Here is a 17,686-nt window from a genome sequence, read left to right on the forward strand (position 1 = left end):
GCACGGTAGTGTCCGGCAGGCACCACCGCGCCCCGCCCCAGCTCCGAAGGACGACCGTTGCCGTTCACGCTCTCGCATCCCGCCGCAGTGCTGCCGTTGCTGCGGCGCCCCTTCAGCGCCGCGGCGCTGGTCGCCGGCGCCCTGGCTCCCGACCTGCCGTACTTCGCCCGCAGCACGCCCATCCCGGTGAGCGCCCAGTCCTGGTACGAGCCGTACCTGAACGCCACGACGTCGCACACCCTGCTCGGTGCGCTGACCGTCAGCCTGCCGTACGCGGTGGCGCTCTGGGGTCTCTTCCTGGTGGCCCGCCGCCCGGTCGGCAGCCTGCTGCCCGCGTCGTCCGAACCGCGCCCGCCCGGGCCGGACAGTACGGCGACGTTGCTCCGGCGCGCCGGCTGGGTGCTGCTCTCCCTGCTGATCGGCATCGCCACGCACCTGGTCTGGGACTCGTTCACGCACAGCGACGGCTGGGTCGTCATGCACGTGCCGTTCCTGAGCATGCCGCTGGCCGGCGACCTCACGTGGGCCAGAGCCCTGCAGCACGTCAGCACGATCGGCGGGCTGGTGATCATCGCCGTGTACCTGTGGCGCCGCCGCGCCCGGCTGCGGCCCGCCGGCCCTGCCGGACGGCGGAGCGCGTTGCGGCTTCTCGCGATCGTCGCCGGTATCGCCGCTGTCGGTGCGGTCGCCGGCACCCTGGAGTGGTGGGGCGGCAGCTCCGGGCTCGCCGCGCGAGACGTGGTCGAGGGCGTGCTCTCCGACGTCGCGACGGGCGCCGGCGCCGCGCTCATCGGCGCGGTCCTCCTCTACGTCGTGGGCTGGTGGGTGGCGCGCGCCGTCGGCAGCCGTCGCTGAGCTCAGTCGGTCGGCGCTGTCAGTCGCGATGCCGGCGCCAGGCCTGCCACAGGCGGGCATAGCTGCCGCCCGAGGCCAGGAGCTCCGCGTGCGTGCCCTCCTCCGCGATGCGGCCGCGCTCCATCACGACGACCCGGTCCGCCGCGGCGGCCTGGCTCAGCCGGTGCGCGACGACGAGGGCGGTGCGCCCGTCGATCACCGCCTGGGCCGCCCGCTCGAGGCGGCCGGCGTCGCTCGAGCCCGCCTCGGCGGTGGCCTCGTCCAGGATCACGACGCCGGGATCGGCCAGCAGCACCCGGGCGAGGGCGAGCTGCTGCGCCTCGGCCGGGGTGAGCGCCGAACCGTCGAGGCGGGTGTCGAGGCCGTCCGGGAGCCGGTCCAGGAGCGGTCCGGCGCCGACGACGTCGAGGGCGTGCCGCAGCGCCGCGTCGTCGGCGTCCGCCCGTGCGAGCGTGAGGTTGTCGCGCAGGCCGGCCTCGAACACGTGCACCTCCTGCGTGACGAGCACCACGCCGTCCGGGGTGTCCACGGTCCCCGACGTCGCGTCGTGCACCCCCGCCGCGAGCGCCGCGAGCGTGCTCTTGCCCGCACCCGAGGCGCCGACGACGGCAACCGTCTCGCCCCGCGCGACCGCGAGGTCGACGTCGACGAGGACCGGGTGGTCTGCCGTGTACGAGTGGCCGACGCCGCGCAGGCTGATCCCGGCACCGTCGGGGGCGTGCCGCCGCGAGCGGCCGTCGACCTCTTCTGAGACCCCGGCACCGCGCCCGGCCCCGACGACCCCGGTGATCCGCGCGAGCGACGCCAGCGCGGACTGCATGTCGTCGATCACGAACAACAGCTGGCCGATGGGGTTGAACAGGCGCAGGAACAGCAGCATGGCCGCCGTCGTGCCGCCGATGGTGCCCCCGCCGTCCCGCACGACGAAGAACCCCACGACGAGGAGCGCGGTCATGCCCGCGAGCTCGGCGGCGTTGATGCGCCCCGAGAACGCGTTCTGGACGGCGCGGGCGTGCATGGTCCAGCGCACCACCGCCCAGGACGCGGCGCGGATCCGCACCAGGTGCCGGCCGGACAGGTCGAAGGCGCGCACCGTCTCGATCCCCCGGAGCGAGTCGAGCAGGTGCTGCGCGCGGTGCGCCATGGCGGCGCGCTCGCCCGCGTACAGCCGTGGGGCCCCGCGCAGGTACCGGCGCACCGCGAACGCGTGGATGGGCAGGACGACGAGCAGGGCCAGGGCGTAGCGCGCGTCGATCACCGCCATCCCACCGAACGTGACCACTATCGTGAAGAACGACCCGGTCAGCGCGGGCACGACGGCGGGGATCGCCTCGGCGACCTCGGCGACGTCGTCCCCCGCACGGGAGATGAGGTCGCCCGTCCCGGCGCGCTCGACCTGCGACTGGGGCAGCCGCAGCGCGGCCGCGACCATGTCCTCGCGCAGGCGGGCGAGCATCCCCTCCAGCAGGCGGGACGCCCCGATCATGCCGACGGCGGCGAGCACCGCGCCGACCACCACGGAGCCGACCATGACCGCGCCGGCGATCCAGACGGTGCGCGCTGCCCCGCCGGCGGTGACGGCGTCGACCACCTCTCCGATCGCGAGCGACGGCAGGACCCCGGCCGCCGCCGTCGCGACGAAGACCACCACCAGTCCGGCGAGCTGCCAGCCGCGGCGGTCCAGGGCGCGCCACATCTCGCGCAGCACCGTGCGCCCGTCGGCGATGGGCAGGCTGTGGTCGGTGCTCATCGGTGCTCCCCCGCTGCTGCGTGCTCTGCCTGTCCTGCGTGCTCCGCGTGCTCCGGCGGGACGCCGTCGCCGGACGCCACGGTGACCACCCTGTCGGCGACCTGCAGCAGCGCCGGTGACCGCGTGAAGACCACTGTCCGCCGTCCGGCGCGCACGCGGCGCAGTCCGTCGGCGATGGAGGCCTCGGTAACGGCGTCGACGGCGGTCGTCGGATCGTGCAGGACGAGCACCGGAGCGTCCGTGGCAAGGGCGCGGGCCAGCGCGACGCGCTGGCGCTGGCCGCCCGAGAGGGACGCGCCGCCCTCGCCCACGGGCGTGTCCCAGCCGTCCGGCAGGATCTCGGCGAGCTCCCCGCATCCCGCGGCGTCGAGCGCGTCGGCGACCCGGTCGGCGTCGGCTCGGTTGTCGTCGGCTCCGGGGAGCGCGACGTTCTCGCGCACGGTGCCGGCGAACAGGTGCGCCTCGTGCGGCACGACGAGCGCGGCGAGTCGCGCGCCGCGGATCGTGTGGAGCAGGGCCCGGGCGGTACGCGCGTCGGCGGCCACGGCGACGAGCTCCCCGCTGGGCATGTCCTGGGCGAGCTCGGCGAGCAGGCTCTCGGCCACCGTGCGCTCAGCAACCGAGCCGGTCGAGGCAGCGGTGTCGGTTCCCTGCGCAGGTCCGGGCTCCTCCCGCAGCAGCTCGAGGAGCCGCTTGGCCGACGCGTTGGCTGAGGCCCACAGCGTGCCCGCGTTGCGGGCGAGCGACTGCAGCGGCTCCAGGAGGAACTGCGTGAGCCCGACGACCGTGACCAGCTCGACGATCCCGATGGCGCCCCGCACGGCGAGGATGCCCGCGGCCACCGTGATCGCCGTGACGAACAGCCCGGTGGTGAGGTCCATCGTGCCGACGAAGAGCCCCTCGGCCCGACGCGCGCGCAGGGTGCTCTCGAGCGCCACGCCGCTCGCGCGCCGGTAGCGGCGTCCCGCCTCGGCCTCGGCGTGGACGCCCTTGAGCACCCGGTAGCCGGACATCAGGTCGGCGGCCTCGCCCGCGGCGGCGGCCGCGGCCTCCTGCTCGTCGCCGCTGCGGCGGCGCAGCGACCCGCCGGTCCGGTCGGTGAGCCACAGAACCGCCGGCGCGCCGAGCAGGACGGCGAGGCCGAGCGGCCACGAGATGACGAGGAGCACCGTTCCCCCGAAGACGACCGCGGCGAGCTGCCCCACCGGGTACACGCCGATCGCCACCGCGGACGAAAGGCGGCTCACGTCGGAGGTCGCCAGCGAGAGCGCGACGCCGGGTGACGCCGACGCACCCCGCGACGGCCCCCTGGTGAGCAGGTGCGCGCTCACCATCGAGCGGAGCTGGTGCTGCACGACCAGCGTGCCGAGCTCGGCGAGGCGGGAGCCGAACCGCCAGGAGAACGACAGCAGCGCGAAGTCCGCGGCGAGCAGCGCGACCCACAGCACGAGCTGGGCGACGTCGCCGGTGCTGACCGCCCGCTCGATGGCGACCCCCATGAGGACCGGGACGAGCGCCTCGCCGAGCTGATGGGTGACGCTCAGCGCGGCGGCGGGCACCGTGTACCGGCGCGCGCCGGTCATGACGCGCAGGGTGAGACGACGGGGCGTGGTGCGCTCGTCGACGCGGATCTCGCGCGTGCGCACGGGTTCGGCGGGCGTCTGCGGCCAGGTCCGGCCCCGGCCGGTGCGGCGGCTCATCGAGCACTCGGCCCCGTCGAAACTGTGGCGGTGCGGTGCGAGGACTTGAGGTTCATGAGATCTTTCGGCGTCATAGCAGATAGGGCAAGGTCAGATTAGCCTTACCTAACCTTGGTGCGCCATCGTGTTAGGCGGCGGCGCGCCTTGTGCCGCCCGCTGCTCGCGGAGGTCCTTGGCGACCTCGCACCGGCTCCTCATCAGGGCGGCTACCCGTCGGTGACAGCTTCATCGCCGCGTTCCGACGACGAGCTGGCGTGACCTCACCTCAGCAGGTCTTCCGGAACCACCAGATCCTCATGGCGCGACAGCCGGGCGATCGCCGTCACGTCGCCCTGAGCACACGTCTCGGCCAGCGTGTCGATGAGCGCGTCGTAGTCCGGACCGGTCTTGCCGTCGTAGGCATCGGTCATCCGGCCCCACTCGTCCCAGGGCAGCATCTCGTGGTTGCGCAGCGCACCAAGATCGCGGACGGCGTTGCCGCTGATCTCGGCCGGCCCCCAGGCGTGGTCCGTGCCGGTGACGCCGAACAGCCGCGCGTCGATCAGACCGGCCCGGTACCGGGCCCACGCCTCACCGCCGGTCAGGAACTCGTCCGGGGCGAGGTCCTCCGGGTGTTCGACGTAGCTCCGGCCGAGATGCTCGGTGTCGACGCGCACCCAGCGGTTCTCGTCGGCCGCCCAGTACTCGGTGATCCAGTGATCGAAGCCGCGCCCCTCGTCGAAGTACGTGCCGAAGCCGCAGCGTGCCCGAGCGGGAATGCCCCGCGCCCGCAAGAACGCACAGGCGAGGACCGTGAAGTGCCGGCAGGTCCCGACCACCCGCGCCGCGGGCTCTCGGGCGTGCTGCAGCGAAGGAGCGTCGAGAGCCATGAGCACAGCGACCAGCTCGTTCGCCGCCCGGATGTCCTTCTCCGCGAGCCGGTCCGCGCCCAGCCCTGCCGCGGTGGCGTCATGCGGCTGGATCACGAGGCCCTGTGCGACGGCACAGATCCCGACAGGATCGTCGGGGAACCCTTCGATCAGCCGGACCTGCTCCGCATCGAGGGTGGTGAAGAGTCCAGGACGGGAGTAGTCGAGCACGCCATCGGCCATGATCCGGATGCTACGCGGGACCACTGACATGGAGATGCTGCGGTTCGGAGTCGCGGGCCGGCCGTCGGGGCTCGTTAGAAGGGTGGTTCGTCGGGGCCAGCCTGAGCCGTCGAACCGGTCGGTCTCGCCGGGTCGGTCTGGTTGATCGGGTGGTCCGGTTGGTTCGGTACGGAGCCGGGTTCGGTGGTCGCGTAGGCGCGCGGCAGGCGCTGCCCGGTCAGTGCTTGGAGGGCCAGGTCGTGGCTGGTGTCGGGATCGATGTCGCCGAGGTCGACGTGGGTGTCCAGCACGGTGGGTGGTCGGGTATGGATGCGGCCGGTGGGTGTGGTCCAGATCGTGATCCCGGTGTGCGGGTCACGGACGATGTTCCAGTCAGCGTGTGTCTTGAGCAGGTGATGCTTGCGGCACAGCGCGTGCAGGTTGTGCGCGTTGGTCTGCCCTCGTTCGACGGGCGCGTCGCCTTTCCTGGTGTGGCGGTCGCCGCTGCGGTCGATGGTCTTCGTGTTCTTCTGGTGGTCGAAGGATTCGATGTGGTCCAGGTCGCACCGCTCGGCCGAGGTGTCACAGCCGGGTGCGGTGCACGTGACGTCTCTGGCCTCGACTGCGCCGCGCAGGGTCCTGCCAGGTTGATAGGCAGTGGTGGAGTAGTCGGTCAGGATCCCGGTGACAGGGTCGGTCAGCAGACGCTGCCAGGTCGCGTCGGCCGCGATGATCCGTGCGGTCTCGGCAGGGACCGGCCCGAATCCCGCAAGCTCGCCGGGCGCGTTGTCCAGGCCGAGCAGCGCGGTGGCCGGGATCGTGACCCGCACGACGGGGCGGGTCGGGACGATCCGTACCGGCCGCACGACCTCCTGCACCACAACCTCCTGGACCACCTGCTGCACCGGCGCCCGACCACCACACGCGCACACCGGCACCGGCCCGCTTTCGGTGGTCCGGGTGCTCCCGTTTGCCGTGGTGTTCCCAGCGGTCGTCGTGTCGGCTCGAGTGCCAGTGTCCGCGCCCGCACTTCCAGCAGCCGCAATCCCAGTCGTCGTGCCAGTCGCCGCGCCTGGGCCCGCGCTGGGAACGGGGTCTGTGTCGGGTTCGGTGTATCGGTCGGCGGGCAGGAGGCGGCCGGTGATGATCCCGGTCAACGAGTCGGCGCGTAGCTGGCTCAGAGTGCGTTCCTCACCGGTGACACGGCGCAGCTGGTGGGCCATGTCATCCACAACTCCCCAGACCGCCGCGGCGTCCACGGCCGGTAGGTACGCGGACAGCCAGCCCATGTCGTTCTCCGCACGGTCGACCTGCACACTGCGGCGTTGCGCTTCGGCCCGAGCGGCCTGCGCAGCGCCGTGCAGGTTCTTCGCGAAAGCGAGCATCCGGGACTGCAACCACTTCCACGTCCGGCGCGGTGCCTGGGGCAGGAACCGGCGGATCGCCTCCGCCCGCTCCGACACCGTCAGCCGGGACGCAGAACGCAGTAGCGTGTGCGCTTTACGAGTGTCGATCCTGCCTTTCAGCAGGGCGGTGATCACACTGGGGTGCTGGGTCCCGGACTCGGCTCGGACCACGACCTCGGTCGCTTCCGAGGCCGTGACCACCAGCTCGCCCGTGACCTGCCCGACCAGCGAGCTGTGCGCCAGCGGATGCGACTCCCGCGCCGCGCGCTCTGCGACGACGCGGGCCTGCACGCCCGCTATCCAGGACTGCAGCCGGCTGCACGCGAGGACCACGTCGGCCAGGGTCTCGTCCGACAGGTCGGCCAGCACACTGAAACCCATACCCTCACCACCGCGCCCAGCCGGACCGGTACCCGCGCCCGAGTCTGAGTCTGAATCCGGGTCCGCGGCGACGGGCAGACCGATCTCCAGGTTCCCGTCCACGTCGAGAGCCTCAGCGACCACGCGCGCCAGCCGCATACCCGGCGCGTCCTGCAACGCCCGACGCAGGACGTCCCCCGGCCAGAAAGCGACCGGCACGACCTCCGGAGGCCAGTCCGGCGCGAAGTCCTCCGGCATGTCAGGCGGCGTTACCCGCGTGCCACTCGGCATCTCCACCGGCGGCACCACGTCCGTATACGCACCGCGCGTGCGGTCGTCGAACGATCCCTCATACATTCCGGCCCACCTCCCCCGTGGTTCATTCCTCAAGAAGAGTAAACTCAGGCCTCCATCTCTTAGGACCTTTGTTCGATCCTATGCTCGACCACTGACACCCACTTGTTCCTTCTGCCCTCTGCGCAGGACTGCCGAACCTCACCGCCTCCCCGTACACGGCCGCCTACTTGACGCGCTCACCACGGCTGAACCCACGCCGGCGCACCCGAAGACTGCATCACAAGACCCCACCACAAGACCCAGAGCCGAGACCCAGAGCAAAGGTCCCGCGCAGAGACCCAGCCGCCCAGCAACGACTACCGGTCAGAACGCCCGGTAGTCCGCGATCGGCAGCTTCGGCCCACGGCGGGGCGCCTTGTGCCGCCCGTCGATCATGAGCAGCCGAACCACCCTGTGCCGGTGCGGCGCGTACGGCGCCAGCAGCCGCAGCATCCCGGCGTCGTCGGTGCGCTCGCCAGAGAGCGCCCAGCCGACCGCCGCAGGCAGGTGGAAGTCGCCCACGGAGACGGCGTCCGCGTCACCAAAGGCGCGCTGCGCCACCTCCGCCGACGTCCACACACCCACGCCCTGCACCTTCTCGAGCCGCGCGCGAGCCTCGGCGGGTGCCATCGCACACGCCTCCTCAAGGCGCGGCGCCACCAGCGCGCACCGCATCACCGTGCGGGCACGTCCGGGGTCGACGCCAGCGCGGTGCCAGTCCCAGACCGGCACCCGCGTCCAGGTCTGCGCGTCCGGGACCACCCGTAGCCCGCCCCGCAACCCCTCGGGCGCCGGGCCCGGCGCCCGTGTGCCGTAGCGCCGCACGAGCCACTGCCACGCCCGGTGGGCCGTCAAGGTCTGCACGCGCTGCTCCAGGACCGCGGGCACGAGGGCCTCCAGCACCCGGCCGCTGCGCACCATCCGCATCCCGGCCGCCCGACGGTGGGCGTCGCGGACCTGCGGCGGCGGCGCGAAGTCCGTGGCGTCGTCGTCCTCCCCGAGCAGCGTGGGCAGCGCGTCGGCGGCCTCCCGCGCGCCGTCGCCCCAGTGCTGCACCACCACCTCGTGCGGGCCGGCGGGCACGAATCGCTGCGTCACCGGGCCCGTGGCCAGCAGCGACGTCCGCCAGACGGTTCCATCGGCCGCCCGGTGGAACGTCGGGTCCGCGGGCCCGTGCCCCAGCGGTCCGAGCGTCAGGGCGACGTCGGTCCGGCGCGGCGAGCTGTGGCGGACGGTGAGCACATCTCAGTTGACCACGCGCGGCCCGGCGAACCGGAATCAGCGCACCGCGCGCTCGGACTCCACCCGCGCCACCTCGCGCACCACGGTCTGCACGAGCAGGCGGTGCCCCAGCGGCCGGAAGTGCCCCGACAGCGGCAGCTCGATGTTCCGCGCACCCTCCAGCCGGCCCGTCTCGGGGATGTGCGGGTCGAACCGCGGGTAGACGGCGGTGATGCGCTCGTTGACGAGCAGCTCCCCTGCGAGCGCCAGCAGCACCGGGTCACGGGGGTCGAACGACCGCAGCGACCGAGAGAGCATGTACCGCGCCCAGCGGGAGCCGGTGAACGGCGTCGCGATCGCGACCATGCCGAGCACCCGGTCGCTCGCCCCCGAGAGCAGGACCCGCTTGCCGATGAGGCCGCCCTTGCTGTGCGCCACGAGTACCACCCCGGTCAGGCCCGTGCGCTCCAGGTGCTCGACCACTGTGTCGGCCGACTCCGGGACCGGCCGGAGGTTGAGCCTGAGGCCTGGGACAGCATGGACCGGATGTCCCGCACGGGCCAGCGCCGTGGCGACGGGCTGCAGGAACTCCCAGGTCTCGTAGATGCCGGGCAGCAGCAGGACGGGGGCCCTCGACGACGCGCCGGCCGCCCCGGGCAGCTTCGGCCGCCGGAGATAGTGCCGCGCCTGCCGCTCCGTCGCCCATGCGTAGTCGGCGGCCCACGCGACGAGCCGCGCGAGCACGCCGTCGGGCGAGCGTCGTCGGCCGCTCATCCGACGCCCCGGTCCGCCGCCGGCCATGCGTCCAGGACAGCCTCGGCGACGCCCGCGGGGTCAGCGTCCATGGCGTGATGCCGGCCGCCCACGGTGCGGTACCGCCCGAGCGGGGCACTCGCCGCGAGCGTCTCGGCCCAGCGCTCCGTCGCGACCGGGTCGCCCTCACCCCGCACCACGACTACCGGTGCGGCGATGCGGGGCAGCACGTCCTCCAGCCGGTGCTCGACGACGTGGCGCAGCTGCCGCAGGTAGTACGGCGCGCCGCAGCGCACCAGGGAATCGAACAGGAGCGTTCCGATGGTGCGGGGCGACTCCCCCACGACATCGATCGCGAGACGTACCGCCTGACGCGGGAACGTACGTGCGCCCGGCTCCGCCGTCGGGCCGAGGAGGACGCCCGCCGACGCGGCGTCGGGATGGTCGGCGAGCAGGTCGCCCACTACCTGCGTGCCCATCGAGTGGCCGACGAGGACCGGCGCGGGCAGACCGGCGTCGAGCACGTGCTCGCGGACGTACCGCGCGACGACTGCCGCGTGCTCGGGGACCGTGACGTCGCGGCGCGGGTGCGGGGACGCGCCGTACCCGGGCAGGTCCAGCGCGTGCACCTCGCCGTGGGCCACCAGGTGGTCCACGAGCCTGGCGTACGTGCGCGACGAGCAGCCCACGCCGTGCACGAGCACGAAGGCTCGGCCCGCGTCGGGCGGCGCCGAGACGTGTCCGACGACGGTGAGGCCGTCGTCCTCGAATCGGTGGGTCCGGCGCGAGCTGATCCTGGGCATGTCGCCAGCATGGTGGAACACCCGCCGACACGCGAGGTACGCAGCGCCGTCGAATGCGAGTGCACGGGGCCGGTGTGACGGTGTTCTCATGCGTGTAGTCGTCGTGGGAGCCACAGGGAACGCCGGGACCGCGCTGCTGCGGGCGCTGCACGCAGAGCCGCGGGTCACGTCCGTGCTCGGTATGGCCCGGCGGTTGCCCGACCGGAACGCCGAACCGTACCGGTACGCCGAGTGGGCGCCCGTCGATCTCTCGGCGGAGGACGGGGCTGTCGTCGACCAGCTCAGCGAGCACGTCCGCGGCGCCGACTCCGTGGTCCACCTCGCGTGGCTCGTCCAGCCCAACCGCGAGCGCGACCTGCTGCGCCGCACCAACGTGGAGGGCACCCGCCGGGTGGCCGACGCCGTCGCACGGGCGGGCGTACCGCACCTGGTGGTCGCGTCGTCGGTGGGTGCGTACTCCCCGGTCGACGACGACGGCCCGCGCCGCGAGGACTGGTCCACCGGCGGCATACCGACGTCGCACTACAGCGTGGACAAGGCGGCGCAGGAGCGGGTGCTGGACGAGCTGGAGGCCGAGCACCCCGAGGTCACCCTGGCGCGCCTGCGCCCCGCGCTGATCTTCCAGGCGGACGCCGCCCAGTCGGTCGTGCGCTACTTCCTGGGTCCGCTCGTGCCGACGCAGCTGCTGCGGCACGGCCGTCCGCCCATGCTGCCGCTGCCCGCCTGCCTGCGGCTGCAGGCGGTGCACGCGGACGACGTCGCCGACGCCTACCGGCGCGTCGTCCTCGAACGGGCCGGCGGCGCGTTCAACGTCGCGGCGGACGACGTGCTGCGCGGTGCGGACCTGGCCCGGATCGTCGGCCACGGGCGGCTGGTCGAGCTGCCGCCCGCCGTCGTGCGCGCGGCGCTGGCCGTCGCCTACGACGGCCGGATCGTCCGCGCCGACCCTGGCTGGCTCGACATGGCGATGACCGTGCCGGTGCTCGACACGTCCCGGATCAAGGACGAGCTGGGCTGGACGCCCCGCCGCACTGCGGCGCAGTCCGTGGCGGACCTGCTCGACGGCATGGCGGCCGGGCAGGGAACCGGCTCCGCTCCCCTGCGCCCCGCGAGCCCCCGGCCGGCAGGGGCGTCGGTGCTGCCGCTGCGGGCCCGGGGCGACCTGCGCATACCGGACACGATGGACCGCAACCTGTTCGGCCTCTACCTCTCCGAGCACCTCACCGCATCCACGGCCGGTGTGGGGCGCCTTGAGCGCATGACCCGTGCCTACCGGGACACGCCCTTCCACGCCGAGCTGGCCGAGGTGACCGAGCAGCTCCGCGGTGAGCGAGAGCTCTACCGCGACCTGCTGGACCGGCTGGGCGTGCCGCGCCGCCGCTACCGCCAGGTCGTGGCGTGGGCGGGCGAGAAGGCGGGCCGGCTCAAGCTCAACGGCCGGGTGGTCGAGCAGTCCCCGATGACCATGGTGTTCGAGCCCGAGATGATGCGGGCGGGAGTCCTCGCCAAGATCGGTGGCTGGCAGACGCTGCTCGAGCACGCCGACGAGATCGGCCTGGACCCCGCACAGCTCGACGAGCTGATCGCCCAGGCACACCAGCAGATCGACGTGCTGGCGCGGCTCCACGCCTACGCGCGCGGACGGGCGTTCCGGCTCTAGCGCGGCGGTCCCGCGCTGGTCCCGCGCTGGTCCGTGGAGCGGTAGCCGTTCACCTTGTGTGTCCCGTCGCACCACGGTGCGATGGCGGTGCCGCCACAGCGGCACAGTGCCACCGTGGCCCGACGTCGCTCCACGGGCTCGCCGTCAGGGCCGAGGATCGTCGCCGGGCCGCGCAGCAGCAGCGGGCCGTCGGGGCACGCCGTGACCGTGACCTCCGGGGCAGCGTCGCCGGTCGCCCCGTCCGCACGGGCTGTCATGGACTCGTCGAACATCGTCATGCGGTCTCCCTCAGGTTCGCTGGCCGGTGCGGTCGCCGTCCTTGTCCGCACCGTCTCGCTCGGCGGCGAGCCTCAGCTCCCGGCCGCGCTCCACCTCCTTGAGGTGCTTCGCCTCGCGCTTCTCGCTCGCGCGGGCGTCCTTGGGCGGCAGCTGCACCGTCTCCTCGGCGGCGATGCCGCCCTGGAGCTCACGGCCCCGCTCGAGCTCGGCGTCCAGCTCGGCTCCGAACAGCAGCGCGAGGTTGGTGATCCACAGCCACAGGAGGAACACGATGATGCCGGCGAGCGACCCGTACGTGGCGTCGTAGCTCGAGAACGTCGCGACGTAGAGCGCGAACGCGGCGGACGCGAGCACCCAGACGAGGATCGCCACGAACGCACCGACACTGAGCCAGCGCATCCTGGGCTGCCGCACGTTCGGGGTGACGTGGTAGAGGATCGCCACGAGGACCACGACGAGCAGCAGCACCACGGGCCACTTGGCGATGCCCCAGACGGTCACGGCGGTGGACCCGAGGCCGACGGCGTCACCGACCGCCTGCGCGACCGGCCCGCTGAGCGCCACCGCCGCCACGATCAGCGCCGCTATGACGACCGCTACAAGGGTGACCAGCAGCATCACGGGGCGGAGCTTCCAGACCGGCCGGCCCTCGTCGACCTCGTAGATCCGGTTCATCGCACGTCCGAAGGCGCCGACGTACCCGGAGGCGGACCACAGGGCCAGCACCACACCGAGGAGCAGAGCGAACCCGGCCTTGCCGCCGCCACCGGCTGCGTTCTGGACGAGCGGTTCGACCACGGACAGCACATCGGGCGGCAGCACGCCGTCCATCGTGCCGATCACGCGCTCGACCGCCTGGCCTCCGTTGCCCACGAGGCCGAGCACCGAGACCAGTGCGAGCAGGGCGGGCGCCGCCGCGAGGACCGCGTAGTAGGTCAACGCCGCGGCCAGGTCCGTGCACTGGTCGCGCGAGAACTGCCGCACGCTGTTCCGCAGGGCGTACGTCCACGTCCGCTTGTGCAGGTCCGGGGGCGCGTCCGGCTTGCGTCGGTCGTCCGGATGCGGGGCGTCGGTCCGCTCGGACGTGTCGTTGATCTCGGCCATGTCATCTCCCACGCTCTCGCTCGACGCTGCTCGCTCGCCGGTACCAGCCGCCGGCTGCCGTTCCCCTCGCCGGCTCGGTGCGACCGGTCCCCAGAACTGGTCACACCGAGCCGGTCGCTCAATACCGGTCGCTCAGTGCCAGTCACTCAGTGCCAGTCACTCGGTGGCCGGTCCCCAGAACCGGCCACCGAGAACAGGTCACTCGGAGCCCGACGCCCGCGAGCGGATGTCGGACGCGGCCTCGCGGCCGTGCTCGCCGACCGTGCGCGCCGCGTCCTTCGCGGCGTTCCCCACGGCCTCGACGCTCTCCCGCGCCGGCTGCTCGAGGTCGTGCACCAGCTCGGCCGCGGTCGACTTCGCGCCCTCGACGAACGGTGCGGCCTTGTCCTCGGTGGCCTTGACGGCGCGCTGCTCGACACGGCTCGACGGCACGAGCGACGCGACCACCAGGCCCAGCCCGAAGGCGACGAGGCCGGCGGCGAGCGGGTTGCCCTGGGTCTGCTCGCGCACCTTGCGCGGCGCCGACCCGGCGGTCTCGGCGACGGACGACACGGTGTGCCGCGCCGAGTCGGCGACCGACGACGCCGCCCCCCGGCTCCGGTCGGCCAGGTCGTGCGTGGCACCCTGGGCCGAGCCCATCGTGTCGTGCGCCGAGCCCATGACGCGGTCCTTCACACGGGCAATGCCGGACTTCGCCTGATCGACCTTGCGCCGTGCCACGTTGCTCGGGTTCACCTTGTCACCGAGGGTGTCCACGTCGTTGCTCAGCTCGGCGCGGGTGCGCTCGATCTCTTCCCGGATCTCCTGCGGGTCGCTGGTGCTCATGAGTTCCTCTCCTCGTGTCCTCGCAGTGCGTCGGGAATCTTCTTGACCGTGTCGGCAGTACGGGGCATGCCCTCCACCGCCTGCAGTTCCTTCTTGCCTCGAAGGGTGAGCACGACGGCGACCACTGCCCACAGCGCGGCGACCACGAGGCCCGACCAACCCAGGCCCGTCACGGTGCCGAGAGCCCACCAGAGCGCGAGGGACAGGAACAGCAGGACCATGTGTCCCGCCACACCGGCGCCGCCGAACATGCCGGCGCCCTTCCCTGCGCGCTGGGCGGACTGCTTCGCCTCCGCCTTCGCCAGCTCTATCTCCTGCCGGACGAGTGTCGAGAGGTCACGGCTGACCTCGCCGACGAGCTCGCCCACGCTCCGGTGGTCGGCCTGCCCGGAAGGGGCACCCGTCCCTGCGGTGCCGATGCCTGCCGACGCAGGTGCCGCGCTGGACGCGACGAACGGGTCACGCGTGTCGGACATCGCTCTCACCCCCGAAGGTCTGCGGTCGTGTGCTGCCCGCCATCGTCGGCGGGAACGTCGGCGGGGTCTCCCCCGCCGGGTAGGCGGACGTCGGGTAGTCGCCGCCACCGCTGACCTGCCCAGTGCCTGTGCCGCTCGGACCACCGGCGTCCGTGTCGCCCGTGCTCGCCGACCGGTCGGGGCCGTCCGAGGGCGCGTCCTTCGCGCTGCGCAGGAACCGCCCGACGAGCAGCCCGGCCCCTGCCGCCATCACGAGGAACAGACCCGGCCGACGCCTGGCGAAGCTTTCGACCTCGTGCAGCACCGCGCCCGGCTCACGGTCCTCGAACCACTGGGCGACCTGCTTGGTGGCGTCGCCCGCACGGTTGACGATCTCGCTCGCGTAGCCGGGCTCCTGCGTGCCGCCGGCCATCTGGCTCAGCTCGTCTCCCAGCGACCGGATGCCGCCGGCCAGCTTCTGCTGCTGCGTCCCCGCCTGCGAGCTCAGCTCGGTGCGCGCTCGGTCGGCCAGCCCGCGCACCTGATCCGTGGCCTCGTGGGCGACGTCGCGCGCCCGTTCCTTCGCGTCGTGAGCCGCATCCCGGCCGGCGTCGCCTATCTGCGACGCCGTCTCAGCGGCCCGCTCCTTGACACCGGCCCGGTCCTGCCCGGCATCGTCCTGTCCGGCATCGCCCTGCCAAGCACTGTCGTCTGTCTCTCCGGGCGCCCAGGTGCGCTGCGACCCAGACCGTGCGCCGTATGGAACATCGCTCATGGTCGGACTCCTGTCCTCGTCCTCGCCCGGACGGACCGGGCGCGAATGGAGCACGGGCCTCAGTGGACCGTGCTCCACCAGTGCGGCCGCTTCCTGACCTCGCCCACCAACGTAGGACGACGGGGACCACTCGCAACCCAGGGGCGGCACGCCGTCGCACGTCTCGCGAGCAAGGCGCTTCTCGCGCAGGATGAATTCGGCGTCGAGCAGGGGCGCGGCTGGTGCGCGAACAGGAGCCTCAACATGACCACGACCCCGGTGCGGGACCACATCTCCACGAGCGGCACAGAGGGAAGCGCCTCGCGCTCCGGCGCCCAGCTGTCGCTCCCACGTCCCCGTGGCCCGCTGAGCTCAGCGCTGCTCGCCGCACTCACGGCCGGACCGCCCACCGACGACACCTACGCCCAGCTCGCTCCGTTGCGTGAGACGGCCGCGGCTGCTCTGCGCCGCGAGCCCGAGGGCGGTGTGCTGCACGACGGCGACCTGCAGCTCGCGCTCACCGTCCTGTACGGGCTGCACCACCGAGGCGTCGACGGGGTCGACGACGCGTGGGAGTGGGACCCGTCGCTGCTGGGTGTCCGGCAGTCGCTGGAGCGGCCGTTCGAGGCGGCAGTGCGGGCGCGGGCGGGACGGCCGACGTGCGACGCCACCGATGCTGCCGGCGTCGCCCGTCGGCTGTTCGAGCTGGCCGAGGCCGACGACTCCCCGAGCATGTCGCGCTACGTCGCCAGGCACGCGGACGCGGACCAGGCCCGCGAGTTCCTGGCCCTGCGCTCGGTCTACCAGCTGATGGAGGCCGACCCGCACACCTGGGCGATCCCGCGGCTGTACGGCACGCCCAAGTCGGCCCTGGTGGAGATCCAGGCCGACGAGTACGGCGGCGGCCGTCCGGGACACCTGCACGCGGAGCTCTTCGCGCGCACCATGCGCAGCGTCGGGCTCGACGACACGTACGGCCGGTACCTCGACACGGTGCCGACGCCGTCCCTGGTCTCGCTGAACACCATGTGGCTGTTCGCGCTGCACCGCCGGCTGCGCGGCGCGATCGTCGGGCACCTGGCCGCGTACGAGATCACCTCGGCGATCCCCAGCCGGCTGTACAGCAGCGGCTTTCGGCGCCTCGGCTACGGCGCCGAGACGACTGGCTACTTCGACGAGCACGTGGAGGCCGACTCGGTCCACGAGCAGATCGCGGCGCGCGACCTCGCGGGCCGGCTCGTGGAGCAGCAGCCCGAACTTCTCGACGACATCCTCCTCGGGATGACCGCATGCCTGGCGGTCGAGGGCGACATGGGCGCGTACACGCTCGGCCGCTGGGAGGAGGGCGAATCCGCCCTGCTCGCACCCCTTGAGGACGCTGCTTCGGCAGGGGCCTGAACTGCGGTTTCGTAGGGAAACCAGAGGCCTCGACTGTCCGAATCGTCCGAACCCGGCTACACTGTGAGACTCGGGGTCATGAAGCGGCTCCAGGTCCGCAGGGGATCTGGGAGGTTCATATGTCATCCGTCACTCAGCTCGAGACGGACTTTGCCGAAGAGACCGGGAACGACGCCGGCAGCAGCACGCCGGGTTTTTCCGCAGCAGATCTGACGCGCGCCCTCGGTCTGGGGACCAACCTTCTTGTCGGTCGGTACAGCGTCGACCTCACCTCGGGCACCTGGTGGTGGTCCGACGAGATCTACACCATGCACGGATGGAAGCGTAACGAGGTCGAGCCGGGCCTCGATGCTCTTGGCTCCCGTAAGCACCCCGACGACCGCGCCCGCGTGGTCCGGGCCGCCGGGGAGGCTCTTCGACTCGGTAAGCCTTTCGCGTGCGCGCACCGGATCGTGGACCGGAGCGGCCGGACCCGGACCGTGGTCGTCACCGGCCAGGGCTCGCAAGGCGCCCGCAGCCGGTCACCGCAGCTGGTCGGCTACGTCCTCGACGTCACGCCGGTCCAGAAGGAGGCGCTCGACCGCCGGTCGGAGGCCGTGGTGAACCGCGCCTTCGTCAGCCAGGCCACGATCGAGCAGGTCAAGGGCGTCATCATCGCGGTGCGTGGGGTGGACGAGGCCAAGGCCACGGAGATCCTGGTCGGCGCCGCACGGGACGCCGGCGTATCCCTGCGGCTGGCAGCCGACCAGGTCATGACGGCGCTCCAGAACCGGGGCGACGGCGTGATCGCGACGGAGGACGCTCTGGACCAGGCGTTCGCCGCCGTCCACCCCGTCAGCCGGCCGCGCGGTCACGACCCCCTGCTGACCCGGCGTCCGCGCAGGACCACGCGCAAGACCGAGGGCTGACCCGGCCCGTCCGCCGAGCCCTCGCAGACGACCGGTCCCGCCGCCCGAC

16 protein-coding genes are annotated in these 17,686 nt (G+C 72.8%); 4 read left to right on the plus strand and 12 right to left on the minus strand.

Annotated elements, in window-relative coordinates; all coding sequences use genetic code 11:
- Positions 1 to 57 precede the first annotated feature (57 nt).
- Positions 58 to 855: a DUF4184 family protein gene (locus tag ACQEVI_RS26825; protein ID WP_432905367.1), complete on the plus strand. Its 798-nt coding sequence runs from the start codon at positions 58 to 60 to the stop codon at positions 853 to 855.
- A 19-nt stretch (positions 856 to 874) separates the two neighbouring features.
- On the opposite strand, the gene ACQEVI_RS26830 is transcribed toward ACQEVI_RS26825, so the two are convergent.
- The 7 genes from ACQEVI_RS26830 to ACQEVI_RS26860 all read right to left on the minus strand — a co-directional run bounded on the left by ACQEVI_RS26830 (position 875) and on the right by ACQEVI_RS26860 (position 10,254).
- Complete coding sequence (locus ACQEVI_RS26830) at positions 875 to 2,605, minus strand: ABC transporter ATP-binding protein (RefSeq protein WP_432905369.1); 1,731 nt, start codon at positions 2,603 to 2,605, stop codon at positions 875 to 877.
- On the minus strand, positions 2,602 to 4,305 hold the full coding sequence (locus ACQEVI_RS26835) for an ABC transporter ATP-binding protein (protein WP_432905372.1): 1,704 nt from the start codon (positions 4,303 to 4,305) through the stop codon (positions 2,602 to 2,604). The genes ACQEVI_RS26830 and ACQEVI_RS26835 overlap by 4 nt, the downstream gene beginning before the upstream one ends.
- A gap of 260 nt (positions 4,306 to 4,565) precedes the next feature.
- Positions 4,566 to 5,396, minus strand: coding sequence for a transglutaminase-like domain-containing protein (locus tag ACQEVI_RS26840; protein ID WP_432905375.1), 831 nt, complete (start codon positions 5,394 to 5,396; stop codon positions 4,566 to 4,568).
- Between the two features lie 74 nt (positions 5,397 to 5,470).
- Positions 5,471 to 7,498: an HNH endonuclease signature motif containing protein gene (locus ACQEVI_RS26845; RefSeq protein WP_432905377.1), complete on the minus strand. Its 2,028-nt coding sequence runs from the start codon at positions 7,496 to 7,498 to the stop codon at positions 5,471 to 5,473.
- A gap of 303 nt (positions 7,499 to 7,801) precedes the next feature.
- On the minus strand, positions 7,802 to 8,719 hold the full coding sequence (locus tag ACQEVI_RS26850) for a DNA-3-methyladenine glycosylase family protein (protein WP_432905379.1): 918 nt from the start codon (positions 8,717 to 8,719) through the stop codon (positions 7,802 to 7,804).
- A gap of 36 nt (positions 8,720 to 8,755) precedes the next feature.
- Positions 8,756 to 9,472: an esterase/lipase family protein gene (locus ACQEVI_RS26855; protein WP_432905381.1), complete on the minus strand. Its 717-nt coding sequence runs from the start codon at positions 9,470 to 9,472 to the stop codon at positions 8,756 to 8,758.
- Positions 9,469 to 10,254 carry an alpha/beta fold hydrolase gene (locus ACQEVI_RS26860; RefSeq protein WP_432905384.1) on the minus strand — a complete coding sequence of 262 codons (786 nt, stop codon included), beginning with the start codon at positions 10,252 to 10,254 and terminating at the stop codon, positions 9,469 to 9,471. The genes ACQEVI_RS26855 and ACQEVI_RS26860 overlap by 4 nt, the downstream gene beginning before the upstream one ends.
- 88 nt (positions 10,255 to 10,342) lie before the next feature.
- Between ACQEVI_RS26860 and ACQEVI_RS26865 the strand changes: the two genes are divergently transcribed.
- Positions 10,343 to 11,914 carry an NAD-dependent epimerase/dehydratase family protein gene (locus ACQEVI_RS26865; RefSeq protein WP_432905387.1) on the plus strand — a complete coding sequence of 524 codons (1,572 nt, stop codon included), beginning with the start codon at positions 10,343 to 10,345 and terminating at the stop codon, positions 11,912 to 11,914.
- Here the strand turns inward: ACQEVI_RS26865 and ACQEVI_RS26870 are convergent.
- The 5 genes from ACQEVI_RS26870 to ACQEVI_RS26890 all read right to left on the minus strand — a co-directional run bounded on the left by ACQEVI_RS26870 (position 11,911) and on the right by ACQEVI_RS26890 (position 15,352).
- Positions 11,911 to 12,192: a CDGSH iron-sulfur domain-containing protein gene (locus ACQEVI_RS26870; protein WP_432905390.1), complete on the minus strand. Its 282-nt coding sequence runs from the start codon at positions 12,190 to 12,192 to the stop codon at positions 11,911 to 11,913. The two genes, ACQEVI_RS26865 and ACQEVI_RS26870, sit on opposite strands and share 4 nt — an antisense overlap.
- 10 nt (positions 12,193 to 12,202) lie before the next feature.
- The gene (locus ACQEVI_RS26875; protein WP_432905393.1) at positions 12,203 to 13,297 is read right to left on the minus strand and encodes a YihY/virulence factor BrkB family protein; all 1,095 of its coding nucleotides are present in this window, start codon (positions 13,295 to 13,297) and stop codon (positions 12,203 to 12,205) included.
- A 198-nt stretch (positions 13,298 to 13,495) separates the two neighbouring features.
- Positions 13,496 to 14,122, minus strand: a complete 627-nt coding sequence (locus ACQEVI_RS26880; protein ID WP_432905396.1) for a DUF3618 domain-containing protein — start codon at positions 14,120 to 14,122, stop codon at positions 13,496 to 13,498.
- A complete protein-coding gene (locus ACQEVI_RS26885) occupies positions 14,119 to 14,598 on the minus strand; it encodes a phage holin family protein (RefSeq protein ID WP_432905399.1) in 480 nt (159 codons plus the stop codon). Before ACQEVI_RS26885 ends, ACQEVI_RS26880 begins: the two co-directional genes overlap by 4 nt.
- Positions 14,582 to 15,352, minus strand: coding sequence for a hypothetical protein (locus ACQEVI_RS26890; protein WP_432905401.1), 771 nt, complete (start codon positions 15,350 to 15,352; stop codon positions 14,582 to 14,584). The genes ACQEVI_RS26885 and ACQEVI_RS26890 overlap by 17 nt, the downstream gene beginning before the upstream one ends.
- Before the next feature lie 243 nt (positions 15,353 to 15,595).
- Between ACQEVI_RS26890 and ACQEVI_RS26895 the strand changes: the two genes are divergently transcribed.
- On the plus strand, positions 15,596 to 16,729 hold the full coding sequence (locus ACQEVI_RS26895) for an iron-containing redox enzyme family protein (protein ID WP_432905404.1): 1,134 nt from the start codon (positions 15,596 to 15,598) through the stop codon (positions 16,727 to 16,729).
- Positions 16,730 to 16,848: 119 nt separating this feature from the next.
- The gene (locus ACQEVI_RS26900; RefSeq protein WP_432905407.1) at positions 16,849 to 17,637 is read left to right on the plus strand and encodes a PAS and ANTAR domain-containing protein; all 789 of its coding nucleotides are present in this window, start codon (positions 16,849 to 16,851) and stop codon (positions 17,635 to 17,637) included.
- The last annotated feature ends 49 nt before the right edge of the window (positions 17,638 to 17,686 follow it).

This window comes from Promicromonospora sp. CA-289599 (assembly GCF_050936155.1).
In the GTDB taxonomy this organism is placed as follows: Bacteria; Actinomycetota; Actinomycetes; order Actinomycetales; family Cellulomonadaceae; genus Promicromonospora.